Origin of the sequence: Bradyrhizobium cajani (genome assembly GCF_009759665.1) — a bacterium.
GTDB lineage: Bacteria > Pseudomonadota > Alphaproteobacteria > Rhizobiales > Xanthobacteraceae > Bradyrhizobium > Bradyrhizobium cajani.
The window spans coordinates 39237-64189 of the sequence record NZ_WQNE01000001.1; the positions used below are offsets into that span (position 1 = coordinate 39237).

18 protein-coding genes and 1 pseudogene are annotated in these 24953 nt (G+C 60.2%); 7 read left to right on the forward strand and 12 right to left on the reverse strand.

From position 1 onward, the window contains the following. Window positions 1-98 precede the first annotated feature (98 nt). A complete protein-coding gene (locus tag GPL20_RS39890) occupies window positions 99-230 on the reverse strand; it encodes a hypothetical protein (RefSeq protein ID WP_256557430.1) in 132 nt (43 codons plus the stop codon). A 224-nt stretch (window positions 231-454) separates the two neighbouring features. On the opposite strand from GPL20_RS39890, the gene GPL20_RS00185 reads away from it, so the two are divergent. Then, complete coding sequence (locus GPL20_RS00185) at window positions 455-1333, forward strand: SDR family oxidoreductase (RefSeq protein ID WP_157326805.1); 879 nt, start codon at window positions 455-457, stop codon at window positions 1331-1333. A 24-nt stretch (window positions 1334-1357) separates the two neighbouring features. Here GPL20_RS00185 and GPL20_RS00190 read toward each other — a convergent pair whose 3' ends face one another. The 3 genes from GPL20_RS00190 to GPL20_RS00200 all read right to left on the reverse strand — a co-directional run bounded on the left by GPL20_RS00190 (window position 1358) and on the right by GPL20_RS00200 (window position 4480). Further along, window positions 1358-1927, reverse strand: coding sequence for a sugar transferase (locus tag GPL20_RS00190; protein ID WP_157326806.1), 570 nt, complete (start codon window positions 1925-1927; stop codon window positions 1358-1360). Between the two features lie 7 nt (window positions 1928-1934). Beyond that, entirely contained in the window at window positions 1935-2864 is a 930-nt protein-coding gene (locus GPL20_RS00195) for an NAD-dependent epimerase/dehydratase family protein (RefSeq protein ID WP_157326807.1), read from the reverse strand. A gap of 449 nt (window positions 2865-3313) precedes the next feature. After that, window positions 3314-4480 (reverse strand): glycosyltransferase, encoded by a 1167-nt coding sequence (locus GPL20_RS00200; protein ID WP_157326808.1) that lies wholly within the window; start codon window positions 4478-4480, stop codon window positions 3314-3316. A gap of 303 nt (window positions 4481-4783) precedes the next feature. Here GPL20_RS00200 and GPL20_RS00205 point away from each other — a divergent pair, with 303 nt between their 5' ends. From GPL20_RS00205 to GPL20_RS00215, 3 genes are all read left to right on the forward strand, one after another. Then, window positions 4784-5725, forward strand: a complete 942-nt coding sequence (locus GPL20_RS00205) for a glycosyltransferase (RefSeq protein WP_157326809.1) — start codon at window positions 4784-4786, stop codon at window positions 5723-5725. A gap of 98 nt (window positions 5726-5823) precedes the next feature. Then, the gene (locus GPL20_RS00210; protein ID WP_157326810.1) at window positions 5824-7116 is read left to right on the forward strand and encodes a hypothetical protein; all 1293 of its coding nucleotides are present in this window, start codon (window positions 5824-5826) and stop codon (window positions 7114-7116) included. Between the two features lie 141 nt (window positions 7117-7257). Continuing rightward, complete coding sequence (locus tag GPL20_RS00215) at window positions 7258-8577, forward strand: lipopolysaccharide biosynthesis protein (protein WP_157326811.1); 1320 nt, start codon at window positions 7258-7260, stop codon at window positions 8575-8577. 506 nt (window positions 8578-9083) lie between these two features. Here GPL20_RS00215 and GPL20_RS00220 read toward each other — a convergent pair. From GPL20_RS00220 to GPL20_RS00235, 4 genes are all read right to left on the reverse strand, one after another. Beyond that, window positions 9084-10325: a glycosyltransferase family 4 protein gene (locus tag GPL20_RS00220; protein ID WP_157326812.1), complete on the reverse strand. Its 1242-nt coding sequence runs from the start codon at window positions 10323-10325 to the stop codon at window positions 9084-9086. A gap of 60 nt (window positions 10326-10385) precedes the next feature. Beyond that, a complete protein-coding gene (gene wecB / locus GPL20_RS00225; RefSeq protein ID WP_157326813.1) occupies window positions 10386-11525 on the reverse strand; it encodes a non-hydrolyzing UDP-N-acetylglucosamine 2-epimerase in 1140 nt (379 codons plus the stop codon). A gap of 103 nt (window positions 11526-11628) precedes the next feature. Then, a complete protein-coding gene (locus GPL20_RS00230) occupies window positions 11629-12663 on the reverse strand; it encodes a polysaccharide biosynthesis protein (protein ID WP_157326814.1) in 1035 nt (344 codons plus the stop codon). Window positions 12664-12897: 234 nt separating this feature from the next. Further along, entirely contained in the window at window positions 12898-14940 is a 2043-nt protein-coding gene (locus tag GPL20_RS00235; protein ID WP_157326815.1) for a hypothetical protein, read from the reverse strand. Between the two features lie 902 nt (window positions 14941-15842). Here GPL20_RS00235 and GPL20_RS00240 point away from each other — a divergent pair. Further along, the gene (locus tag GPL20_RS00240) at window positions 15843-17156 is read left to right on the forward strand and encodes a hypothetical protein (protein ID WP_157326816.1); all 1314 of its coding nucleotides are present in this window, start codon (window positions 15843-15845) and stop codon (window positions 17154-17156) included. Between the two features lie 145 nt (window positions 17157-17301). On the opposite strand, the gene purU is transcribed toward GPL20_RS00240, so the two are convergent. Next, complete coding sequence (purU, locus tag GPL20_RS00245; protein WP_157326817.1) at window positions 17302-18165, reverse strand: formyltetrahydrofolate deformylase; 864 nt, start codon at window positions 18163-18165, stop codon at window positions 17302-17304. A 141-nt stretch (window positions 18166-18306) separates the two neighbouring features. Here purU and GPL20_RS00250 point away from each other — a divergent pair, with 141 nt between their 5' ends. Next, the gene (locus GPL20_RS00250; RefSeq protein WP_157326818.1) at window positions 18307-19146 is read left to right on the forward strand and encodes a uroporphyrinogen-III synthase; all 840 of its coding nucleotides are present in this window, start codon (window positions 18307-18309) and stop codon (window positions 19144-19146) included. A gap of 17 nt (window positions 19147-19163) precedes the next feature. Here the strand turns inward: GPL20_RS00250 and GPL20_RS00255 are convergent, their stop codons facing one another. The 3 genes from GPL20_RS00255 to GPL20_RS39260 all read right to left on the reverse strand — a co-directional run bounded on the left by GPL20_RS00255 (window position 19164) and on the right by GPL20_RS39260 (window position 23761). Beyond that, window positions 19164-19844: a redoxin domain-containing protein gene (locus GPL20_RS00255; protein ID WP_157326819.1), complete on the reverse strand. Its 681-nt coding sequence runs from the start codon at window positions 19842-19844 to the stop codon at window positions 19164-19166. A gap of 21 nt (window positions 19845-19865) precedes the next feature. Beyond that, entirely contained in the window at window positions 19866-23192 is a 3327-nt protein-coding gene (locus tag GPL20_RS00260) for an adenylate/guanylate cyclase domain-containing protein (protein WP_157326820.1), read from the reverse strand. Between the two features lie 389 nt (window positions 23193-23581). Further along, on the reverse strand, window positions 23582-23761 hold the full coding sequence (locus GPL20_RS39260; protein WP_246250069.1) for a hypothetical protein: 180 nt from the start codon (window positions 23759-23761) through the stop codon (window positions 23582-23584). Between GPL20_RS39260 and GPL20_RS00265 the strand changes: the two are divergent. Beyond that, window positions 23694-24792, forward strand: a pseudogene (locus GPL20_RS00265) (MFS transporter). The gene GPL20_RS39260 and the pseudogene GPL20_RS00265 sit on opposite strands and share 68 nt — an antisense overlap. Window positions 24793-24953: the final 161 nt, after the last annotated feature.

The window sequence follows — 24953 nt, forward strand, 5'->3', positions numbered from 1 at the left end:
CTCGACCGGGAATTCAACGCCCTGATGACCGAGCGGCGCGTCAGCAAGGAAATGATGTCACCGCTATAGTCGGCAAGGCTGAGACGATCCAGCGGCCACTACTGGTCTGCATAGGCCGCTCCTGACGAAGCAAGGCGCTCCTTGTACTTGTGGCTCTTCGCGATCCAGGTGTCATGGTTCGGAGGGAACAGCTTGATCTTGACGACATCCAGCATATTCGACAAAGCCACAGTCATACCCCTAGCTTGTTGCGATCAGATCTCACTGCGCTCGGAATAATAGAAAAACGCCCTAGGTCTACAATATTGCCGCGATCAGTGTCGCAGTCCTGACGAATCGGAGCTTGAGCAGTTGCAAAACGAACAAGGGGAACACTCGATCAAACCTGCAAATGGTTCACTGGACGCTGCTTTCTGGACGTGCAACTCTGGATCATTCAACAATGATTTCTAGAATGAGTTCGGCGGACGCAAAAAGATGCCTGGTTATTGGCGCCACGGGGCTGGTCGGCGGCCATATTCTCCAGCTGCTGCTGCGGAGCGGGCAACGGCCGCTCGCCCTCTCAAGGTCACGAATGAGCGCTGCAAACATCGACTGGTTTTGCGGTGATTTGGCAAAGCCTGAGACCTTGAACTTCCCGGCATTCACGACCCTCTACTGCACCGCCGATGCAATCCTGCTAGCCGACGCGCTTCCCGCTATCGTCAATCCTTCGCTGAAGCGAATCGTCGTCTTCAGTTCCACCAGTGTCATGACCAAGCGAGACAGCGAGATCGCTGGAGAGAGAGAGCTGTTGGGAAGGCTCGCCGAGGCTGAAGACAAGATCGTCCGGGCTTGCACACGGAGCGATATCGAATGGACGATCTTGCGCCCGACACTGATCTACGAACCTGGCCGCGACACCAATATTACGCCGCTTTCGCGCCTGATCCGAAGGTATGGCTTCATGCCATTGGTCGGCGGTGGGTCGGGCCTCCGACAGCCGGTTCATGCAGAGGACCTGGCCATCGGAGCGATTGCAGCAGCATCAAGCTCTTCTGCTGCGAATAAATTCTATTCCCTTCCCGGCGGCGAGACGCTGACCTATCGCGAAATGATAGGCCGGATTTTTGAAGGAATGGGGTTACCCCGACGGACCATCCCGATTCCTGTTGTCATCTGGAGAGCTGGCTTCGTTTTCGCGAAACCACTTTTTCCAGGTGCGAACGTGGCGATGGGCACTCGCATGACGAGGGACATGATCTTCGATTCGACGCCTGCCTCACGGGATTTCGGCTGGAATCCTCGGAGCTTTCGACCCTCCTTTGATCAGTCAGTCAAAACACCGAGTTGATCGTCATTTAAACATACGGTGCTGCTAGCTGGTCTTGTCCCGAACAACACGATCGACTCCCACGCCATGCCCGCGAAGGGTCGACCAGATCAGCTTCATATCTCCTGCAAAGCTTTGGCTGCGGATATATTCGGCGTCCACTTCCGCCAGACGCTTGGGGTCCGACATATCGATACCCCAGCTTTGCGCTAGGCCCGTAATACCAGGCAGGACCGTCAGGACTCCCAATCGCTTGCGCGCCTCGACCAGGTCAGCCTGGGACGGCAAGCACGGCCGAGGTCCAACAAGGCTCATATCGCCAACTAGTACGTTGTAGAGTTGCGGGATTTCGTCGACCTTGAAACGCCGAAGATATTCACCGAGCACGGTCACCGACGACGCCTCGACCTGATGAGTAGGAACATTCGCAGTTCCCGCACGCATCGTCCGAAACTTGTAACAGGTAAATGGATGCCCACCTTTTCCCACGCGAACCTGTGCAAAGATCGCCGCACCCGGGCTTTGAAGCCGAATGGCGATCATGATGACGAGGAGAACCGGCCAGGAAATCAAAAGAAACAGCGCGGATGCTGCGAAATCGAACGCCCGTTTCATCGATCAATTACTCCGATGATCTCGAGGGCGGCTCGACTATGGCACGCAGTCCCGCCTTGGTCTCAACTCGAGGAGACCATCCAGCCTTCTGCAAGCTAGCCGAGCTTGCAACGAGTTCCCGTCCAATCCGATCCCATAGCGACCGGCGCCCTGTTGCAATCACCATGGCTTTGAGTGCCGCCGGCGGTATCGAAATAAGTCCAGGTGAACGTCCCATTCCTTCTCGCAGCGTGGCAAATATCTCGGCGATGGTGATGGGCTCTGGATCGGAGACGATGAAGGTCTGGTTCAGCGTCGCGTCTCCACTGAGACAGAACAACACTGCTTCTGACAGATTCCCGATTGACAAAAGCGAGCGTCGATTGCGGAACGCCCCAAAGGGCAGTGGAATGGGCAACCCTGCAATACGGACGATCAAAGCGATATTGGCCTTAGCTCCCGGCCCGTAAACGATCACGGGCCTGAGAATCGTAAATGGCACGCCAGACCGTTTGATTTCCTTTTCCGCCTCAAGTTTTGCTCGATCGTAAGCCGTGACCGGGCACGCCTTGTCATTTTCCGTAACAACGCTATCTGCCGCCGAGCCCGCCTGGGCACCGATGGACGACATGAAAATCAAACGTTTGACCGCATGATGCCGACAGGCCTCTGCCAGGCCTTTTGTCGCAAGACGATTGGCTCGCGTGTAGTTGCCGCTATCGACGCGGTTCCGGTGAGCGATTGCGGCCAAATGCACGACTATGTCTATGCCCTCGAGAAGCGGATGCCAGTCCACCTGGGTTTCGAGATCGGGCAATTTCACCCATTCCAGATTGTTGCCCACGCTGCCCGGCTTGCGCGAAGCCGCCCGGACATGATGCCCGGCCGACGACAAAGCCGAACAAACCGCCTCGCCAATGAAGCCCGACGAGCCGGTGACCAATATCCGAAACGACATCCTTATTATCCTGACTCGCTCACAAGCTTCTGCCGAATGTCTTAAAGCGGATATGCAACTCACGGTAAAGATCCGATACCGCCGAGTTCCAAACCATCCTGATGAGGAGTTGGCTGGATTGATCGCCACCCCGGCGCCGCTAACGGGCCCACCTGCAATCTTGCCCCGAATCAGCTGACGCATCGTCCATTTTGACCGAGAACGGCCGTCCACGCGCAAAACGGCTGAAACATGTTCCATCATCGTCGTGCGGCCTAATCCCCAAGATGGTCGCCAACGATCTGCACGTCGTCCTCACCTCCGCTTGAGCGGTGGTCCATCGGACGAAAAGTTCCCCGCCCCCCGCGATCATCCCAGCCAGCTGACTTCCGCATAATCCACAGGAGAGAGCGCCCCTGCGGCGCGCCGCGCTGCGCTGGAGTCGGCGAGAAATCGGGCATGGAACTGACTCACTGGACGCCGATCCTTGCGGCGGCAAAAAGCAACTGACGATTCTGCTCGATGCTTTGCGAATCCTGCAGGATGAGCGCTGCATATCGTATGCACGCAGCTCTCGTCGCGGACTGTTCGGCCAACGTCCAATGCGCCGCCTCATCGATGCAAGCCGCGACGGACCTGGGATGAGGCGCGATCGCCCATCCCGCGCCCGCTTCGCGTAGATCGTTCCACGGGGTCTGGTCGCTAGTGAGCACAGGGAGCCCGACGCTCATTGCCTCGAAAATGACGTGGCCGTAGTTCTCGCCTAGAGTCGGGAACAAGAACAGGTCATAGCAGGCAAAGACCGATGCAATGTCCTGATGCGCAACTTCACCACGATAGGTGACGCTGACATGCGGTGGCAGCTCGTCGATGAGCTTCTGGCATTCCGCCCAATAGGCCTCGTCCTCCTTTGGCCCGTAGATATCGAAGATCACGCTCGCTTTCACGAGGCCGACCGCCCGTAACGCGCCGGTCAGATTTTTCTTCGGCGATATGCGGGACAAGAAACAAAGGCGAAATGGACGACCACTCTCACGTGGCTTCCACGCAGAAGCTGCATTTGCAGGCGGCGCAGTGGCCAGATCGGATCCGACTGCGATCAAAGACGAGTCGATCAACATCGATCGGGAAATATCGTCGGCTTCGATCACGGTGGAAGCATGCCACATGACGCCGCGGGTCAATCCGCACATTGAGACGCCCTTGATGTACGCCAATTTCCTCAGGCTCTTTAGTGTCAGGGCTCCAAGCGAGAACTCTCCACGCGGAGCAAGAAGCAATGGTATGCGTGGAGTAAGACCAATTCGCCGAGCGACCAGGACGCGCAAGCTAAAAATCGGATCGAAGAAGCTGTTGAGGTAGATGCAGTCAGGTCGAAGCTCTTCAATCAGGGCGCGGATGGCCCGGATGGAAACGTTTCCGGGTGCAAAATATCGAACCTCGGCCTTGCCGGTCTTGATCCAGGCATTCGTATCGATCTGCGGATACGGTTCGGTATCCCCCAAGTCGCGATCAAGTGTCCCGATGAAAAATCCGATCTCGTCGCCGAGCGCTTCCGCCATGTTTGCCAGCGACCTGATCGGTCCGCCCGCCTTGAAGCCCGGCAGGTAGTGCCTGTTAAATGCCAAGACTTTCATGATGATCTGGTTTCGCGCTGGAAGTGAACGATACTGTCGCGGCAGTATCGACATTTGGCAACGTCAGGCTCGGGGTATTCCCTTCCAAACCCAACGCGATCGCGCATCCAGGCGAGTGTGTCAGTCGTACGACGAAGATCATCGGCGGGCCAATGACCGCAGCCACGACAGCCGCGAAAGCGAACGGGTCGTCCCCAGGCCGAAGATCGACGATTTACCGGGAATTGCGCCAGATAGCAAGCCTGTAGTAGTTACGGATCAGCGGCCAACTCTCGGCAGTGGCAGCGATAAAGTTGGAGATATATGTTGACCGAACTGCCGCTGATAAGCTTGGTGACGCCTACCTATAACCGCGCCAAATATCTGCCGGAGACGGTGGACTCGGTACTCAATCAAAGCTACCGCAATATCGAATTCATCATCGTCGACGACGGTTCGACCGACGCGACCGGGGAGTATCTCGCGACGCTTTCTCCGAGCGTCAAGGTCTTGCGGCAATCGAACGCCGGGCAAGTCGCAGCGTTGACGGCAGGCTGGGGCGCATCGACCGGAACATATCTCGGTTACCTGAGCGACGACGACATCCTGCTACCGGACGCGATTGCTACCCTGGTCAAGCATCTGGAAGCAGAACCTGAAGCGGTAGCGACATTCCCAAACACAAATCTGATCGATCAGAACGGCAGGGTCGTCAGGGAGCGCGGGGGCCGGCCGTTTTCTTTGGCAGAGCTCGTGATTGAACAAGAGTGTTACATTGGTCCGGGCGCCATATTTCGTCGGAGCGTATACGACGCGGTCGGCGGATGGGACTCTCGCTACAAGCTCGCACCGGATCGCGAATTCTGGATGCGGGTGGGATGTCTTGGCCGCATTGATTTCAATCCGGAAGTGCTGGCGCTTTATAGAGTCCACTCCGGATCTCTTTCAGTCAGCGGAATCGTGTCGGACAAGCTGGTCGATGAGTTCATCAACGTTGCGGAACAGTTCTTCGATGGCCCGTTCTGTCCTGACTCGCTGCGCGCCAGCAAGAACCTCGCGGTTGCCAATGCAAACCTTGTTGCGGCTCGCGGACATCTCCGCAACGGTCATCTAACGCGGTTTGCCCGGTCGATCATGACCGCCCACAGATACGATCCCGCCAGCCTCAATCTGAAGGCAATGTCGAGACTGGTTCGCGCGGTGATCCCCCCTCAGTTGAAGCAACCGATCGCGCGCTTGGTTGGACGCTTTCGACGCAGCAGCTGATGCCGTCATGATTCTCATCGCCACAGGGCTCTGCGCACATGGTTCTTAAGACTCCCGGGCGTCCCGGCTCCCTTGTGCTGACCGGCGCGCCAATAGCCATGACGATCTATCTTGCATTGACCGTGCTGGCCTTTCGTTTCGGCCCGTGGCCCTGGCCAGTGCAACAGCCGGAATACTTCTACCTCTATCTCACGACGGCCATCGCCTTGTTCTTCGTTGGGGCGATCGGCGGTGCCTTCGTATCTCCGCCATGGCGATCGCCTGTCGCAAATCATCGCGAAACCGCGACGATCAAGGTTGCGATTCTGCTCATGGTTCTCAGTGTGCTGATCTTGTCCGTGGCACGAACCGACTCGCTGCTTCCACCGGTTTCTCTTCAATTGTCGCGCGCGAACTATAATTACGATATCTTCGTTGCGAGGAATCTCACGCGGGGATGGTGGACCTATTTCGAGTACGCGGCCGCCTTGCTCAGCCCGTTCTTCTTTCTCGCGCTGACTGGAGCAGTTCAGCAATGGCCTCGGCTGGGATGGCCCTATCGGATTGCGTACATCTTCGCCTGTCTCATTTTTCTGCTGGTCTACACTCACATCGGCGTTAATCGCGGTCTATTCCAATTGACGGTGCTGCTGCCGCTGACTCTTGGACTATACTACGTCTTTTCAGGACGAACCTCACGCCGCAGGATCTGGATCTTGATCTCCTCCGCGATGGTTGGAATCGCATTGTTCTTGTGGATCTTCGTTTACTTCATCTCGTACCGCGATCCGGCCTCTAACGTAGGCCACTTCACGCCATTGAATCTTGACGCGCAGAGATCCGGAGCGATTTATGAAATCCTTCCGCCGGCGCTGTATCCGGGCTACGAGACGGTCACGCGATACCTCGGCGTCGGTTACTATGGACTTTCCCTCGCGCTGGCAGAAACCGACTATGGACTGGGTTGGGGGCTCACCAGCTCCATGGTCATCCTGAGGAAGGCCAATGCCCTCCTCGGCGACAGCTGGTACTTCCATACACTTCTGCCGATTATCGAAAAGAAATACGATTGGAGTCTCTGGACAACCTGGCATTCCGCGTTCGCGTGGTTCATCTCGGATTTCGGCGTATCCGGCTCATTGATCCTCGTTCTGATCATTGGCGCCCTTTACGGTCTGGTATGGCGCAATCTTTTGATGACGGGATCCGTCATCGCGCTGGCAATGTTCTACCTGCTGAACATGATGGTCTTCTATTTTCCGGCGAACAATCAGGTGTTCCAGTCGGCCGACACGCTTTTTGGCTTCCTGGTTCTGTTCCTGATTTTCATTGCCGGCTTCTTCCAGCCCAATCTCGTGAGAACATCGCCATCAGCGTCTGCCTCCCTCGACCTTTCCAAGGATCAGTTTTAGTCAGCTTTCGTGCCAAGTCAGGGCAAGACGTCGACAGCATGGGCAATCGATCATAGAGATGCGGCGGTGACCTTCCTACGCAAACGCCCGGCGGACGGACCTTCGAGCGGCGGAAATGCAGGCCGATCCGGCGGTACGGCCTTGGCTGGCAAGGTCCTGCAACTCGTGACTGGCGTCGGAATTGGCCTGCTGCTTCCGCTAGCTCTGAGCTTGCACGACGTCGGCGTGTTCTTTTTCGTCCAGGCCATCGTCAGTGTGAGCGTCGTCCTCGCTCAATTGGGGCTGCCCGTGACGATGCCCGGGATCGCCTCACACGCGATGGCGGTGGGAGACACGGGGCGAGCTCGGATCGTCGCCATCGAAACGATCAAGATGTCCGTCATCTCCGGCCTCGCTGTCGGATGCCTGGTTGGAGTCTGTGCATTCGCTTTCGGCACGGCAGGGAACACATTGAGCCCGCAGATCTGGAGTCTCGTTCCGCTCATTGTTCCAATGATTGCTGCCGGCGCTCTGCTTGGCTTGCTGGCAGAAATCCATCGCGCACTCTACGGCATGGTGTCCGCTTCGTTTTTGCCCGCCCTTCAGGGGCTGATCGTCTGCGGTTATCTCGTATTTGCACTCGCCTTCAAGTTCTCCCTATCCATCTCGCACCTTCTGACCGCCAACGTACTCGCGGCCTTAGCCGGGGTCGTGCTCGGGCTGGTGCAATTGGCACGAACGATGCGCTCTTGGCAGCGAGCGCCGATCACGCCAGCGCCGCCGTCAGCCATTTTAGCGGAAAGCTGGCCAAATCTCATAACGGCCATGAGCTTCGTTGCCGCGTCCCAGCTCGACATCTGGGTCGTGGGGCTCGGCGGACACCCTGCAGACGTCGCGTGCTACGGATTGGCACTGAGAATAGGAAGCCTGTTTGCGGTCCCGCTAACAATCGTATCGCTCACAATCCTTCCCCACATCGTGACGAACTGGGCGCGACACCGCCGCTTGTACTTGCAATGGCTGCTAACCCTCTCGGCCACCGGCGCGACTTTCGCAGCCCTTGTTGGATTTGTCCTGTTCGCCGGCATTGGACGAAATCTGATACTGATGATCTGGGGAGAGGCGTATTCGCGGGCCTTCGGCGCCGCGCTCATCCTGGGTCTCGGCCAAGTCATGTTTTCGGCCGGCGGCGTTGCCGGTTATGCACTCATTCTCCTGGGTAGACAGAGGGCCGCAATGGTCAGCACGCTCATCATCGCAAGCGTGACAGTGCTGCTGGCTTCCTGGGCCATGTTCAATTTCGGGATTTTTGGCGTGGCGACCGTGTATGCCGCAAGTTCGGCCGTGCAAGCGCTCGTGAATGTCCTGCTCGTCAAGAAGTTTCTCGGACTCACTGCGAATGCAAGACTTATAAACCCCCTCCGTGTCGGACGGCTGTTGTCTCACACGCCGAAGGGCTTGCGAAGCACGTTGCCGGAATGACAGTGAGATTCAGAGCATCGACGAAAGCCGCGGTGATCCTGTCGTCCGCCTTGGTGACTACCGGCCTACACCCCGCGACCGGATCCGCCAATAATCCGGACCTTCATGCTCGCGCCATTCGCGAAGATTGATGGCGATGGACATGCGTATCAGGCATCAACGGAATACATCGCATCGCTTGACGCATTGCGCTGACTCCCCCGATGATGAGGCCGGGTCACCGATCGTGATCTACGAAAACGAAAAGCCGCTCGGGCCCGCGCACAGCTCGCACGAGGATATCAAAAAGATCGGAGGCGGACGATTTTCGCATTGGCGAGGAGTGGGAACCATTTTCTCGGCAAGCGACGTCAGCCGACCCGAACACGAACGGCAGGCGATATGCCATCGTTCGGCCGAAGTGAGATCGCAGAGGTCGCCGGGCTGGTAAGCATTCCGGACGCATCGTTGGTCCGAGCCGCGACGTCCGGATCGGAGATCAGCGTCGATGGCCGACGCTGCTCCAATCAACGCGACTCCCGCTTCCCGTCGCCCGAATGGCGCAATTCGGACAACCAGCTCACGATCTTGTCGATCTGCTTCTTGCGATCGAATTCAGCAGTCGCAAAATCGCGTCCGCGCGCTCCCATCGCGCGCCTCTCATCCGGCGTCAAACTCGCGAGCTGCACGACAGCGTTGGCGAGTCCTTTCGCATCACCGGCGGGGCACACGAGACCGGCTCCTGCCTGCTGGACCAGCGCCGCGCCCTCACCGTTCATCATCGCGAGAACTGGAACACCGGCGGCGAGGTAGGTCTGCAGTTTGGCGGGAATCGTCGAAGACAACACTGGGTCCGGCTTCAATGAGACGAGCAATGCGTCAGCGTGGCTGAAAAATGACGGCATTCGCTCAACTGCAAACCGTCCAAGCATCAAAACCGCGTCACCAAGACCACGACGGCTGATTTCTGAAGCGACCCAATCCGACATGCGGCCGTCGCCAAGGAGAATCCAGCGGAAATCCTGGCGTCCGCGCAAATGCTCGGCGGCGTCGAGAATTGCTGGAAAGTCTTGCGCGTCACCGATGTTGCCAGCGAACATCACCGTGAATTTGCCATGCGCCGGCGGCACCTCGGGCGCCGCGGCTTGATCGCGCGCGCCATAGATCAGCTCAGCCCAGTTGGGAAAATAAACGATGCGCTCCGGATGATCGCAATTGGCGGCAATCCGCGGAACAAAGCTGTGCGACTGCGCCAGAATCAGATCGCAGCGATTGTAGATGAACCGGACCAGACGGCCGATGAGCCCGAGCAACCGGGGCGATGTCACGACACCGACGGCAGACAACGTTTCAGGCCACAGGTCCTGCACCCAGAAGGCCATGGGTACCCTTCGCAGCCGACGCAGCCATATCGCCGGAATGCCGACCGTGACCGGCGACGGCTCGAACACGAAGATGCAGTCGAACAGCGTCGATCGCAGCTTGATCGGACCGAGAACAGTCGCCGTCACGACGAAGCTCAGATAGTTTATCAAGATCCCAAGCCCGGCAGATCGAGCCAGCAAAGGAACGCGCAATATCCGCGCGCCCTTGTATCGTTCGAACCGTTCGGGAGCAGCATAGAAATTAGCAAATCCGCTGCGATTGGGATAGCTCGGCGTCCCGGTCAGGATCGTGACCTCGTGACCTCTCGCTACGAGATCTTCCACGAGATCGTTGATCTTGAAATTTTCCGGCCAGAAGTACTGGCTGACGACGAGCAACTTCAAGGAACACCAATCCAAGCTAGCGTACGGTGCGGACGACCAGCGACGTCCAGCGCGACCTTCTTAACGGTATGTCCGCCAGACGACCCTCTTAACGTAATCCGTATAGCTATGAATAATGCGGACGACCTTGTCTGACACATTAGGTGTCGCATAATCGGATACGAGCCGGAGGCTGCGATCCACGCCGCGCGCCCGCGCATCAAGAATCGCAATTCCCTGCATGACACGATCCACATCAAGGCCGACCATCATCGCAGCCCCCTCCTCCATGCCCTCGGGGCGCTCGTGCGCTTCCCGAATGTTCAGTGCAGGAAGGTCGAGGATCGACGCTTCTTCAGTTATGGTTCCGCTGTCTGAAAGGACTGCCCGCGCTCCAATTTGCAGATTGACATAGTCGCTGAATCCTTGCGGCTTCAGCAGTTGGACTTCCGGCCGAAACGACATGCTCTTCGTGTCGATCCGCTTCTGGGTGCGCGGATGGGTCGAGACGATAACCGGAAGGTTGAACTGCGCGGCGACCGCATTGAGCACCTCCCGAAGCTTGGCGAAATTCGTCTCGGAGTCGACGTTTTCCTCCCGGTGCGCGCTGACGACGAAATAGCGCCCGGCTTCCAGCCCGAGTCGCGCCCGCACGTCGGACGCCCCGATCCGAGGACGATAATGCTCCAGCACCTCGAACATCGGACTCCCGGTCTTGATGACGCGGTCGGGCGCCAATCCCTCTCGGAGCAGGTAGTCTCGGGCGATGGTCGAATAGGTGAGATTGATATCCGCGGTGTGATCGACAATCCGTCGATTGATCTCCTCTGGAACGCGGTCGTCGAAGCTGCGGTTACCCGCCTCCATGTGAAAGATCGGGATCCTGCGGCGCTTGGCTGCGATCACCGCGAGGCTGCTGTTCGTATCGCCGAGGATAAGCAGCGCTTCCGGAGCTTGCTCTGCCAGAACCCGGTCCGTCGCGATGATGACGTTGCCGATCGTCTCGGCCGCTGTCGCACCTGCCGCCCCGAGAAAAATGTTCGGCTTCCGGATGCCGAGGTCATCAAAGAAGATTTGATTCAGTTCGTAGTCGTAATTCTGTCCAGTATGGACCAGCGTGTGATCGCAAAATTGGTCCAGCTTGGCGATGACGCGCGACAGCCGGATGATCTCGGGTCGGGTCCCGATTACGGTGACGACCTTCAGCTTGCCACCAGTCATGAATCCGACATCCCACATCTCTTCTGTCGCAATTTGACGACCAACCACCCGTTACGGACAGGACCTGCGCGCCCGGCCCCATCGTGTCTACCATGCCGCCCTGTCATCCCTCGTTGACGGGTGTGCGACCTGCAACGACTGTGCGGATGTAATCGAGGCTCTTGAGCAACTTGACCATACCGACGACATCGAGCCGCTCGGTATTGTGAGAATTGTAATCCTCACTGATCGAGATCTGCGTTTCGCCCTCCTCGAAGAATTTAGTGTAATTCAGGTCGCGCAAATCCGGCGGAACACGGAAGTAGAGATCGAGATCCTGGGCGCTGGCGCGCTCCTCCCTGCTGAGCAGCGTCTCGTACAGCTTCTCGCCGTGACGGGTGCCGATGATCTGGATCGGGTGATCCGGACGGCCAAGAACTTCCACCATCGCCTTGGCCAGAACCTCGATCGTCGCAGCCGGGGCCTTCTGAACGAAGATGTCGCCGTTGTCGCCGTGCTCGAACGCATAGAGCACGAGATCCACTGCATCACCGAGCGACATCATGAAGCGCGTCATGTTCGGATCGGTGATGGTGATTGGCTTGCCGGCGAGAAGCTGATCAACGAACAACGGAATGACCGAGCCGCGCGAGGCCATGACGTTGCCGTACCGGGTGCCGCAAATCACGGTCGATCGTGGATCGAGATTGCGCGACTTGGCAACCATGACCTTTTCCATCAACGCCTTGGAAATTCCCATTGCATTGATCGGATACACGGCCTTGTCTGTCGAGAGGCAGACGATGCGCTTGACGTGGGATGCTATCGCCGCCTCGAGCACATTTTCCGTTCCCACGACGTTGGTCTTGACCGCCTCCATGGGGTGAAACTCGCAGGATGGCACCTGCTTCAGCGCGGCGGCATGGAACACGAAATCAGCGCCGCGCATCGGGCCAAGCAAGCTCGAATAGTCGCGGACATCGCCCAGATAGAATTTCAGCTTGTCGGAGTGGTACAGTTTGCGCTGATCGTCCTGCTTCTTCTCGTCGCGGCTGAAAATACGAATCTCGCGAATTCCTGACGAGAGAAAGCGACGCAGCACTGCGTTACCAAAAGATCCGGTGCCTCCCGTAATGAGCAAGCATTTGTCTTCGAACATTGACGTCCCCAGATCTTTCAAAGTTGACGCCGCCGCGAGCGTCTTGCAATCGAACCCGAACCGGCCTTTTGGAAACTGCTACAGAACCCCTTGAGGTTCCGCAACCGCCGATTGCCCCAGACAGGGCCGATACGGGACTTAAGCGGAAATTGGACGGCCAAAGGTCCGGTTTGGGCGGATTCCAACCGAAACAACCCGACCGGCGCACGAACCCTCGGCATCGCCAGTGCCCTGTCATTTGGTTCCGAATGTGGAGAATCCCCCAAACGCGCGATGTAGGGGCCGGTTCTGCCATCCAGGGGCGAGCACGGCGTCCAAGAGAATCGGAAGTTTTGTTTGCCCGATCATTCTCTCAGCCTTGACAAGACACGTCGAATATTTGGCCGGAAGCTGGATGTCGGACAGATACTGGGTCGGCCGATAGAACGCCGGCACCAACACGGTGCTGAACGAAGCCCGGTCCTGCGGAAGGTCCACCGAGATGCTGTGATCGAGGCGTTGCCATATCCCTTCGCGCGTGGCGTATCGAAATGAAACCGCCGCCGTGCCCTCCGAGCAGCTCTCTCCGCCAAAAGTCAGGAGGATACGGTCTCCCGCAGCCCGCACATCCCATTGCAGACTCTGTTCGCCAAGCTTGGGGGTCATACTGTCCGGGGCGCTTTCGACAAGCGCGCGATATCTGTCGGGCAGCGGTAAACTGAAGATCGCTGCCTCGCTTGTCGAGGATTTTGAGACGAGGGCAATCGGTTCTCTTGGCTCCGCCAGCAACGCTTCGACTTGATGCCGCAGAACGCGATCCTGATACATGGCCATGCCAGCGTACATCGAAATCAGTCCGACAAACGCGATCGCGGCAACGATCAAGAAGCGAGGCAAAACACCGCGAAGCCGTGACCATTCAAAGGGAACGCTGAAAAACGAGAGAGCAGCCAGGATCCAGATGAACTCGAGATGAAAGACGTGTCGGACCGAAAACTGCACCACCGGATACGTCAAAAGCGCTCCGAACATCAAAAACAGAGCGAACGCTTCACGCGGCCTGACTGCCGCCTCTCGCCAGAAGAACGCGATAAATCCTGCCGCACATACGATCGCAACCCATGAATTCGCCAGGCGATCGTAGAGCCGGTTCAACAAGCGCGCGATCTGCGGGGCCGCACGCACCGGCACCCCTGGATCCAGATTGACACGCCCGGGCGCGACAAGTTCCGGAAACACGACCACCCAGGCGGCGGATTTCAGCGCTTGCGTCGTCACATCGCCGGCAAAGTATGGAAGCCAACTCAGCAAGTAAGAACCGGATCGTGTTATTGCTTGCGAAACCGAGTGGCCAAGCTTGCCTTCGCCCGCATCCCAACCCGGATCGGCAGGACGCAAATCTGCGGCGACGGACGACAGCACGATTTCGTCCGAATAACGCGCTCCAAGCGAATATGGCACAGGCCCCAAATCCAGATAACTCTGGAATGGATCGGACAAGCCCTGCATCAGCAACACACCGGACGCTCCGGCGCTTCCGCCCCCCAACAGCGGCGCGGCAGAAAGCAAGGCTGTCGCGACGAAAACTGCCATTGTTGCGATACCAACCATCCATCTCTTCAGTCCCGATGCGACCATCAATGCGATGATTCCGATTGGCAACAGGATGAAAACGTCGGAACGAAAACCGACTCCCAGGCCGACCGCCACGCCGGAAAGAGCCGCCCACAACAAGGCCATGCGCGGCAACTCGGCGCGGATGGTCAAAATCAGAAACACGATGGCCCAGATGAAAAATGGAGCCTTGGAGAAGTCCCGGAAATATGGAACCATCGACAGCATGACCGGCGACAGAGCCAGGAGAGCTGCGCCTGCTGCAGCAGGCCATCTCGCAAAAAAGAGACGAACCAGAACGAAGCAGCCACACGCATAGGCACCGACCAGCGCCGACACCAGTGGCCAAAGATTCGAGTAGCTGATTGACGTCACGCGCCACAAGGCAGAGACCGCCCAACCCAGATAAAGCTGCGTACGAAAGAAGATGCCGGCCGGCTCTTCCGGCGCGATCCCGATCGTCGCGCAGTCGAACACGGGGCTGCGTCCGAACAGGAAATCGACCATCGGCGGAGGAGTGACCGGGGAACGCACGAAGCCGTGACCGCAAGCCGAATACACCATCTCCGGCATGAACGCCTGATAAAAGTACAGCATCCTCGACTGGTAAAGCACGGCAGCGCCCAACACCGCACCCAACAGGGCGAACCCCACCCCAAGAACCCAGTCGGGGCGGTCAGGCATCGTTACGGATTTTCTCGACATTATTGGGAGACTCACAATCAGGTCGATCTGGGTCCGACCTCCGGAACGGTTCGGCGGCAATACGAGTGCAAATTCGCAAGCTTGAGCGGACCGTTTATACGTCGATTGGGGCATCGACAAGTGAGCGAGTCGCAGCCTCCACCGCAGGCCTGACGGCCCATTCCGGGAGCATCCGCAGGGACGTTGGCGACTTCGCCGCCACGCTGTCCCGGAAAACGGCATCGCCTCCCCTTCTACAGCGAACAGCTTTCAAGTACTGTTCGCTCTTGCATCCCTGCTGGAGTTGTAAATGACGCTTAGGGTCACGGCGCGCGAGTTCTTGCGAGGAACACTCCATCGTCTTGGCCTGACGAGAGTCATCGACTGGCTGCGCCAGGCGCGGGGAAACAGATTCACCATCGACATGAACGAGGGCCACCCCTCTTCGGGAGCCGGGTCAAGCGAGGCACTCGGCACAGAACGTCATCGCGCCCCTTCCGAAAGTCGTATCCGAGCTCGGCATATCGTCGCTACTGGACATCGGTTGCGGAGACTTCAGAAACGTCCACAGATCAGGGAGCAGATATTTTCTGAGGACGACAGAACGAGCGGCCGGGTACAACTCCGACATAGACAGCGGCGACTTCCGTATCCTGAATTTGCGGTTCGGACCACCGATCCTGGAGATTGCGGATGACTCCGTCAGCGTCGGCAGGATTATCGGGGTCTGGCGGCGCGAAGATTTTCCTGTTTGGGCGAAAGCCCATTCGGCTCGTCCTGTGTCCTGATCCACTTCCGAAGTTGCAGGGCGTGATAGCCCGCAAGCGGTCCCGGCTCCGCCCCGTTGCCAGGCGCTCCCCTCGCCCCTATTGAGGTCGTTCGATCCCTAAGGAACCCGGTGAATGACTTTAAAGGATAGATGGCAAGCAATTGCCGGTCTCGCCGAAGCTCCAGGCGGAATCGGTATCCTGATTTGCTTGTACATTGTCACCGTCTGCTTCTCCTTGATAGCCGTCACGACTTTCAGCACCTATTATTTCAGCGCGGCGTCGTTCCATATTTTCTACGACCCGGCTCGTTGGCCGGCGGCAACGGCAGTGGTCGCGGCCTTCGCCCTTGTCGGAATGATCTTTCTGGTAGCTCGTTTCAGTTTCGGGTATCTGGCCGGATTCTATCTCTATTCGATGATCCTCGGCTATCTCTGGCTAAACTGCTTCAGCGACTTCAATTACGATCACAGACTGGCTGCATGGTCTGCCGCATTTTCGGCTGCTGCGTTTCTTGTCCCCGCCACACTGATGGTCTCACCCGTTGGCCGAATATACGAACTGCCCGCGCGCTTGTTGGAGCACTTGCTGACGCTCATCCTCCTGTTGTCCTTGGCGACGATCATCGCGGGTGCAATCTATAATTTCCGAATTGTGGCCATAGAGGATATCTACAGCTACCGCGACAAGCTCAATTTTCCCGCCGCACTCAGGTACGCGATCGGGATGGTCACCACCACCTTGCTGCCCTTCGCTTTTGCCTGTTTCGTTGTGCGAGGAAATATATGGCGCGCGGTTGCGGCGCTCGTTCTCTCCCTGCTGTTTTATCCGGTTACGCTGACCAAGTTCGCTATTTTCACGCCAGTTTGGCTGGTCTTTATTGCCTTTCTCGCCAGGTATTTCGGATCCAGAACGTCCGTCATTCTCTCCCTGTTGCTGCCGATGCTTGCAGGGCTCCTCACCTCCATTTTCGTGGTGTTGCCAACCCTCTTCTACACGATCAATTTTCGAATGATGATCGTCCCGTCGAACGCGTTCGATATCTACAATGATTATTTCTCCAGGCACGAGCTGACTTATTTCTGTCAGATCGGATTCCTGAAGCCGTTCGTTCCCTGCGCCTACAACGAGCCGCTGTCGATCGTGATGAATCGAGTCTATGAGCTCGGATTTCTGAATGCGTCGCTGTTTGCGACCGAAGGCGTCGCCTCCGTCGGCCCTCTGTTTGCACCGATCGCGGCGTTTGCTTGCGGGCTGGTCATCGCTTTGGGCAATCGTCTGTCTGCGGATCTGCCGCCCAACTTCGTTATGATTTCTAGCGCGATCCTACCGCAGGTCTTGCTCAACACCCCTCTATCGACCACGCTTCTGACCCATGGGGCCGGCTTACTGTTTCTGCTCTGGTACGTGACGCCGCGCGAATTGTTCGAACCACCATCTGCGCCATGAAGGCTCCCGCCGCCCACCTGTCGAGATGCGGCTCGCTCCCGATCGCCGCAATACCGTTGTAGCCAAATCGTTCCCGGATTCGACGAGCAGCTTGACGGTCATCGGGGCGGCTGCTGGATTGGCAGATTAGTGCCGCGATACGTGCCTAATCCATAAACACCACGGTCTTGCGGCCGTTGAGGATGACGCGGTCGTCGAGATGGTAGCGGATCGCGCGCGCGAGCACGCGGCGCTCGATATCGCGGCCCTTGCGGACGAGATCTTCTGGCGTATCGCGATGGCTGATGCGTTCGACGTCCTGGTCGATGATCGGACCCTCGTCGAGGTCGCGCGTGACGTAATGCGCGGTGGCGCCGATCAGCTTGACGCCGCGCTCATGGGCCTGGTGATAGGGCTTTGCGCCCTTGAAGCCCGGCAGGAACGAATGGTGGATGTTGATGCAACGCCCCGACAGTTTGGCCGAGAGATCGTCGGACAGGATCTGCATGTAGCGGGCAAGCACCACGAGATCGGTCTTCGTGTTGCCGACGAGGTCCATGATCTGGCCCTCCTGCTCGCGCTTGGTCTCCTTGGTGACCGGAAGATGGTGGAACGGGATGCCGCCGAAATCGAGCCCGGCATAGACCTCGCGCGGATGGTTGGAGACGATGGCGGTCGGGATCATCGGCAATTCGCCGGTGCGCCAGCGGTAGAGGATGTCGACCAGGCAATGGTCGGATTTCGACACCAGCAACATCACCTTGCGATGCGTGGCGCGGTCACGCATCTGCCACTCCATGCCGAAACGCTCGGCGATCGCGGCAAAGCCGGTCTGGAGCGCCGACAGTTCCACGGCGAGATCGGCCGCGGTGAACACCACGCGCATGAAGAAGTTCCGGGTCTCGACGTCGTCGAATTGCTGGGCGTCGAGAATGTTCTGTCCATTGTGCGCGAGGAAGGTCGATACGGCCGAGACGATGCCGGGTCGATCCGGACAGGACAGGGTCAGGACATATTGATGGTCGGGCATGGTTCTTGATGATGGTTTGAGCAGAGGGTGCGGAACGACCCGCGATTTGTACCCTGCTCTAGCACCGACCCCACTCTTGCGCCAATCCCGCACGCGGAGTCAGGATGAACGGACGATTGCAAATTTGACCGGAGCGCACCCATGGCCGACCGCTTGAACGGCACCCGCATCCTGATCCTGGAAACGCGCGAGGAGGCGCAGTTTTCAAAGCTCCTGGCCGAGCAAGGCGCCGAGGTGGTGCAGTGCCCGGTGTTCACCATCCACGATGCGCCGGACCCGGCCCCGGTCGAGGCCTGGATCCACCGCACCATCGACAAGCCCTTTGACGACCTCGTGCTGATGACCGGCGAAGGCCTGCGACGGATCATGAAGCTCGCCGCCGCCCGCGGGCTCGACCAGGCCCTTGTCGCCGCGCTCGCCAAATCGCGAAAATTCACTCGCGGCCCAAAGCCCGGCAAGGCGTTGCGCGAGGTCGGCCTCGAGGCGCAGCAGACCACGGAGAAGCCGACGACCGAGGGCGTGATCGAGATGCTGGGCAAGCTTGACCTGAAGGGGCATCGCCTCGGCCTCCAGCTCTATCCGGACAAGGACCACGGCGCGCTGACCGGCGCGCTTGCCGCGCAAGGCGCCGAGGTCGATAGCGTGCTGCCCTATGTCTACGATTCCAAGGCCGCAGACGCCAGCATCGTCGCCGCCATCGAGGACATGGCGGAAGGCCGGATCGATTCCATTGCGCTCACCAATCTCGGCCAGGTCCGCCGCCTGATCGAGGCCGCCAAGGCGCATGGCAGCGAGGCCCGCCTTCGCGCTGGCCTGGAGCGGACGCTGATCGCCTCGATAGGGCCGGCCGTCTCCGGCGAGCTCGCCGCGCATGGCCTGCGCACGGATGTCTCGCCGGCAGAGGACGCCTATTTCATGCGTCCGCTGATCTCGGCGATGGCGGCGGCGCTGGCAGAGAAACGGCCGCACGCGGCGGGTTAGTCGCCAGACGGCGACGCCTAGCTCGCCACCCGCGAGGCGGCCGACATCAGCTCCTGTGGGCTCGGCGCTCCGAACATACGCTGGCCGCCGTCAGGGACCTCGGTAAACGTCCAGCGCACGATCCCTTCCCGATCGAGCAGGAACTGGCCGAACAGCTGGCCCGTGCCGGCCGCCGCCATGCGCTGATCGGCTTCGGTCATCTCGTAACCGTCCTTGTTGTTGAGGTACTCGGCGGCCGCCGGCCGGGGCATCGGGCGCGGCAGTTCGCCGGGCATGTCGACGTTCATGCTCATGACCACGTCCATAGCCACCTTGCGCGGCCACTCGGTTTCGTTCTCCGTGAACTCGATGTTGGGTAGGCCGAACGCGCGATGCGAGATCCGGTCGGGGTCGGACGCGGCGAGCAAATTGGGCAAAGGATGATAGCGGAAGTAGAGCCGCGCCCGGTCGATCGGCGTATTGACGACCGTGAGACTTTCGATGCCCTTCCCGCGCAACGCACCGTCGAGCTGTGCCTGCGCGGCGATATGGCGCCGGCAAAACGGGCAATGCAGGCCGCGAAACAGGCCGACCAGTATCGGACTATGCCCGCGATAATCCTCGAGCGCGATCTTTCCTTCGCGCGTGATGGCGTCCAGCACGATGTTCGGTGCGCGATCGCCTGGCTGAAGTGGTGCATCGACGTGACGGTCTGACATGATTGAACTCCCTCACATTGGCTAGTCAAGAAATGGCAGTACGATCAGCCCTGCGGGATCGAGGTCGTGCCGGGAGCACACATCATGGGCTAGCGCGAAATACCGCTCGGCCTCGGGCATGTCGCCTCGATCAAGGTTCAGTGTCGCAAGACCATCATAACACGGAAACAGCTGCTGCGGCTCGCCGGTCTCGGTCGCGACCTCGATGGCCTCGTCGTAGCAGCGCGCCGCGAGGTCAGGGCGGAAGTGGCATTGATGGATCTGCCCGAGCACGATCAGGGGCACCGGAAGATGCTCGCGCTGATCGAGCGCACGGTCGATCTCGATCGCCTTTTCGGCGGCTGGCACCCCCTCGTCGGTACATCTGTCCGTGAAGGTGCAACAGGCGACAGCAAAATTCGCCAGCAGGCGCGCCTGGAAGCCGAGGTCGCCGATACGGTGGGCGACATCGAGCCCGCGTCTGCAAACCTCCATCGCTTTCGCGGGGTCGACGATCGTGTAGAGCACGCCAAGGTTGGTGTAGCCGCGACACGCCACGTTGAGGAGGCCGGCGGCTTCGGCTGCCGCGACACTTTGCTCCACCTCGCGCACCGCCTCCTGGTGTCGCCCCAGCCGCGCCAGCGCAACCCCCTTGGTATTGAGTGCCTCCGCAATGGCGCGCGCCGCCTCGCTCCCGGCCTGCTCGTCCGCGTTCGCCGGCACGGACCGCGCGAAGCCGAGCGCCTCGTCTGCCCACCTCGCGGCGGCGACGTGGTCCCCCACACGAAACGCGAGACGCCCGCGCTCCTGCAGGAGGTGCGCCCACTCGATCGGCGCGTCGGTCCCGCCAAGCCGCTCGGCCGCCTCGGCATAATGCGTCTCTGCGCTGGTGCGCTTGCCGGCGTCCCACAACAAGTGGCCGAGCTTGCGAAGAATTCGCGCTTCGCCGATCCGATCCCAGGCCGTGCGATGCTCCTCGATGGCGCGTCGGTAGTGCTCCTCGGCCGTGCTTCGGCGGCCAGCCACGCGACAGAGGTCCGCGATCCGCTCATAGAGGACCAGGCGTTCCGGGTCCCGTTCGCCGCCGGCGAGCGGCAGCACGGCGAGCGACTGCTGATAGAAGCGGATGGCATCATCGTTGGCATAGCTCGCGCGTGCGCGATCGCCGGCCGCGCGCAGATAGCGCGCGCCTTTCGGCTTGCTTGCGCTGAGACTGAAATGGTGTCCAAGCAGGATGAGATCTTCGAGCCGCTCGGGCTCGTTGCCATAGAGCCGCTCCAGCGCGGCGCCGATCCGTCCGTGGAGCTCGATCCGACGCTGCAGCAGCAGGTTCTGATAGATCACGTCCTGAAGCATGGTCTGCGTGAAGCGGTAGGTCCGCAGCGAAATCGAGTTCGAGCCTGCGACCTCCTCGACGATCTCGGCGTCGCACAGAAGTTCGAGCCCCGGCTCGACCCTTGCCGGCTCGGTTGCCGCCGCACCGAGAACGGCCGCATCGAAGCGCGGGCCAATCACCGCGGCTTCCTGGGCCAGGTGCCTCACCTGATGCGGCAACCGATCCAGGCGCGCCAGCAACAACGCCTGAATGCTTGCCGGAATATCGGCGGCGGCTTCATCCGACGTCATCCGCCACTGCGCGCCGTCACGCACGAGGGCGCCGGCTTCGATGAGGCCGCGGATGATCTCCTCGAGGAACAGCGGATTGCCGCCGGCGCGCTCGAGGATACGGCTGAACAAATGTCCCGGCGGTTCACGCAGGCCGTGACCGAAGTACGCCGCGAGCAGCCTTTGTCCGTCAGCGTCGCCAAGCGGAGGCAACCGAAGAGTGGTGTGACTGATCCGGCTCGAACCGAACCGGTCCAGCTCCAGCATCGGCCGATGTGTGAACAGCAGCATCAGCCGCGACCGCTCCAGCCGGTCCATCAGGAACCGCAAAGCTTCGAGCGACACCGCATCGGCCCAATGCAGATCCTCGACGATGATCAGCAGCGGCGACAACGCGAGCCGGCGTTCGAATACGGTGCGGATCGCAAAAAAGATCTGCCGACGGAGCTGTTCGGGCTCGACGTGCCTGAGCGCGGCGTCGCGGTCGCCGTGGCCAAGAACGTGCAGATAGAGAGGCATCAGGCGGTCGGCCTCGTCAGTCGCGAGGCCAAGCTCCGACAGCGCCTCGGCAACCTTCGCCTCCGCCTCTGCGGCGCCGGCCTTCTGTGCGATGCCATAGGCGCTGCGCAGCACGGCGGCGAGTGCGCCGTAGGATTGTTCGCCGAGCGGCGAGCAGACCGCCTGCCGGATCGCCACGCCTGCGAAGCGATCCTCCTCGCCGATGCGGGCGACGAATTCGCTCACCAGGCGCGTCTTCCCGATGCCGGCCTCGCCGACCAGCCGCACCAGCTGAGCCGCGCCGCCGCACGCGCGATCAAGGCTGCCAATCACGCGCGCAAGCTCGGCGTCGCGTCCGATCAGCGGCGCATCGAGGCCCAGCGTGTCGAGGCCTCGTGCCGCACGGGGCGTCTCGAGCGGCCCCTTCAGACGATGGACCAGAACGCTGCCCATCTTGCCCTTGAGCGAGACCTCGCCAAGCGAATCATAGGCGAACGCATGCCGCGTCAGACGGTAGGTCAACGGTCCGACCAGCACCTCGCCCGGAGGCGCCATCGACTGCAGTCGCTGGGCGGTATTCACGGTGTCGCCGGTCACCGAATAGGATTTGGCAACGCCTACGCCCAGCCCGCCTGCAACGACGTGTCCGGTGTTGATGCCGACATGGAGCAGCAGCGGTGAACCGGAATAGGCCTTCGCGCGCTCGCTAAGGCGCGCCGTCCGGATGATCATGTCGAGGGCAGCGCGGACCGCCCGCTCCGGGTCGTCCTCGTGCGCGGCTGGCGCACCAAACAATGCGAGCAGCGCATCACCGATGAATTTGTCCACGAAGCCGCCAAAGCTCTGCACCGCGGCCGTCAGCTCCGCGAACAATTCGTTCTGGAGCGTCTGCATGACCTCGGGGTCGAGCCGCTCGCTCATCGCAGTGAAGCCGCTGAGGTCGGCAAACAGCACGGTGATTGTGCGGCGGTTCGCTTCGCTATCGATTTTGTCCGACGACGGTCGAAATGCGTGTTGAGCCTCGGGCGTGAGCACGAGCGGTGGCGAAGAGGAGCTCGACGGGACTGCCGTCGAGGCCGTCCGCACCGCTGCCTGCCCGCCACCTTTGGGCGCCGCAGCGACGAGAGTGCCGCATTTCGGGCAATACGCGAAATCAGGTGCGCACGGAAAGCCGCAGCCGGGGCAAGCGCTCGGCTGCTTCGTGCCGCACTGCGGGCAGAAGGCAAAGCCGCTCTGAACCTCGAAACCGCAACCCGAGCAGTTCATGGCCCAAAACCTCGCGGGAGCCGCGATGGTGCTACTCCGCTGGGCCCGACCTTATGGGCCCACGATGCGGACCAGAATGGGCTCGACGCACCGGAAGAGCAAGCGGCAGCGACTGGTCTACCCCTTCGTAGCGGATTGGACAGCGAAGCAATGCTGCGGGTGCACTGGCGGATCGAAAGCCGGCCGCAGCGCGAAGTGATTCGTGGCGCAGCGCGAATTGTCGGCAAGCATGGCGGCATGCCGTAGCGTCAATTGACACTCGCGTCGCCGGTACTACGCTCAAGAACAGAAGAACGAATAATAAGGGCAGGGAATCGCCGTGAAACCCGTCATCGCATCTTGAGCACAGCCGTACGACCTTCCGCGCTCGCGCCATTCCGCATCCGCAACTATCGCTTCCAGTGGCCGTCCGACCTGCTCACCTCATGGGCGTTCGAGGTCGAGACGCTGGTGCTCGGCTGGTACATCATGGTCGAGACCGGTTCGGTGCTGCTGCTCACCGTGCTGGCGTCGCTCCAGTTCGTCGGGACACTGGTTGCGCCGGTGTTCGGCATGATCGGCGACCGCATGGGTCATCGAGATCTCCTGGTCGCAATGTCTTGCCTATACGGTGCTCTCGTCAACCATCATGGTTCTGGCGCTGACCGGTCACCTGTCGCCGCTGAGCGTCATGATCATCGTCGCGATCATGGGCCTGATTCGCCCCTCGGATCTCGGCGTGCGCGGCGCGCTGCTTGCCGAGATCATGCCGGCCGAGCAACTGGTGGGCGCGATCAGCGTTGCGCGCACGACCCAGGACAGCGCCCGCATCGCCGGGGCGTTGACCGGCGCGGGGCTGTTCGCAGTCCTCGGCATCGGCTTCGTTTATGTGGCGATCGCGTGTCTCTACTTCGTGGCCGCGCTTCTCATGCTCTGCCTGACCCGGCCGAAAAGGACCGTCACCACGAGCGATCTTCCGGCGAACGGCCACGCCATTTCCCGATTGCTCGGCGACCTGAAGGAAGGGGTCGTTTATGCCTGGAATGGCCCGGGGATGCGCGCGGCGCTGTGCGTCGCTTTCCTCGCCAATCTCACCGCATTTCCCTTCACTGGCGGATTGCTGCCCTACATCGCGCGGGAGATCTTTCACACCGACCAGACCGGCCTCGGCTATCTCTCGGCGAGCTTCGCCGTCGGCTCGCTGATCGGTTCCATCACGCTCAGCCTCGTCAGCGGGGTGCGCATTGCCCGGCTTCTGATCGGCGCGACGCTGGCCTGGTACGCCATGCTGCTGGTGTTCGTCGAGGTCAGGACCATGCCGGTGGCGATGGCCTGCCTCGTTCTCGCCGGCATCGCCCAGAGCATGTCGATGATCTCGGCAGCCGTCATCCTGATGAAGGCAGCGAGCGCACATCTGCGCGGCCGCGTCATGGGGGTCCGCATGATGGTGATCTACGGCCTGCCGATCGGATTGCTCGCGGCGGGCAGCCTGATCGACGTCATCGGCTATGCCGCGACGGGCTCGCTCTATGCGATCTCGGGCATCCTCGCGATGCTGGCGATCGCCATTCGCTGGCGCGCTGACCTCTGGCCGACACACGCCCCGGCCAATGCGAGGTGACGAGCAGCCGATCGTCCGCGAAGCACAGCCTGGCAGCTGATCTGGAATCACATTGCGATTGGGAACCGGTGCCGGTCGCGCGGCGACCGACCAGATCTACGGCTGGCCAAGGGCCTGCCGTGGCGCATGAAGCCGGCCCGCTGCATAGCCAGGGCCTCAAG

Coding starts and splice junctions, on each gene's coding strand:
- GPL20_RS00185 (WP_157326805.1), top strand. CDS start 455: ATGAGTTCGGCGGACGCAAAAAGATGCCTGGTTATTGGCGCCACGGGG.
- GPL20_RS00190 (WP_157326806.1), bottom strand. CDS start 1,927: ATGAAACGGGCGTTCGATTTCGCAGCATCCGCGCTGTTTCTTTTGATT.
- GPL20_RS00195 (WP_157326807.1), bottom strand. CDS start 2,864: ATGTCGTTTCGGATATTGGTCACCGGCTCGTCGGGCTTCATTGGCGAG.
- GPL20_RS00200 (WP_157326808.1), bottom strand. CDS start 4,480: ATGAAAGTCTTGGCATTTAACAGGCACTACCTGCCGGGCTTCAAGGCG.
- GPL20_RS00205 (WP_157326809.1), top strand. CDS start 4,784: ATGTTGACCGAACTGCCGCTGATAAGCTTGGTGACGCCTACCTATAAC.
- GPL20_RS00210 (WP_157326810.1), top strand. CDS start 5,824: ATGACGATCTATCTTGCATTGACCGTGCTGGCCTTTCGTTTCGGCCCG.
- wecB (WP_157326813.1), bottom strand. CDS start 11,525: ATGACTGGTGGCAAGCTGAAGGTCGTCACCGTAATCGGGACCCGACCC.
- GPL20_RS00230 (WP_157326814.1), bottom strand. CDS start 12,663: ATGTTCGAAGACAAATGCTTGCTCATTACGGGAGGCACCGGATCTTTT.
- GPL20_RS00235 (WP_157326815.1), bottom strand. CDS start 14,940: ATGCCTGACCGCCCCGACTGGGTTCTTGGGGTGGGGTTCGCCCTGTTG.
- GPL20_RS00240 (WP_157326816.1), top strand. CDS start 15,843: ATGACTTTAAAGGATAGATGGCAAGCAATTGCCGGTCTCGCCGAAGCT.
- purU (WP_157326817.1), bottom strand. CDS start 18,165: ATGCCCGACCATCAATATGTCCTGACCCTGTCCTGTCCGGATCGACCC.
- GPL20_RS00250 (WP_157326818.1), top strand. CDS start 18,307: ATGGCCGACCGCTTGAACGGCACCCGCATCCTGATCCTGGAAACGCGC.
- GPL20_RS00255 (WP_157326819.1), bottom strand. CDS start 19,844: ATGTCAGACCGTCACGTCGATGCACCACTTCAGCCAGGCGATCGCGCA.
- GPL20_RS00260 (WP_157326820.1), bottom strand. CDS start 23,192: ATGAACTGCTCGGGTTGCGGTTTCGAGGTTCAGAGCGGCTTTGCCTTC.
- GPL20_RS39260 (WP_246250069.1), bottom strand. CDS start 23,761: ATGCGGTCGCCGATCATGCCGAACACCGGCGCAACCAGTGTCCCGACG.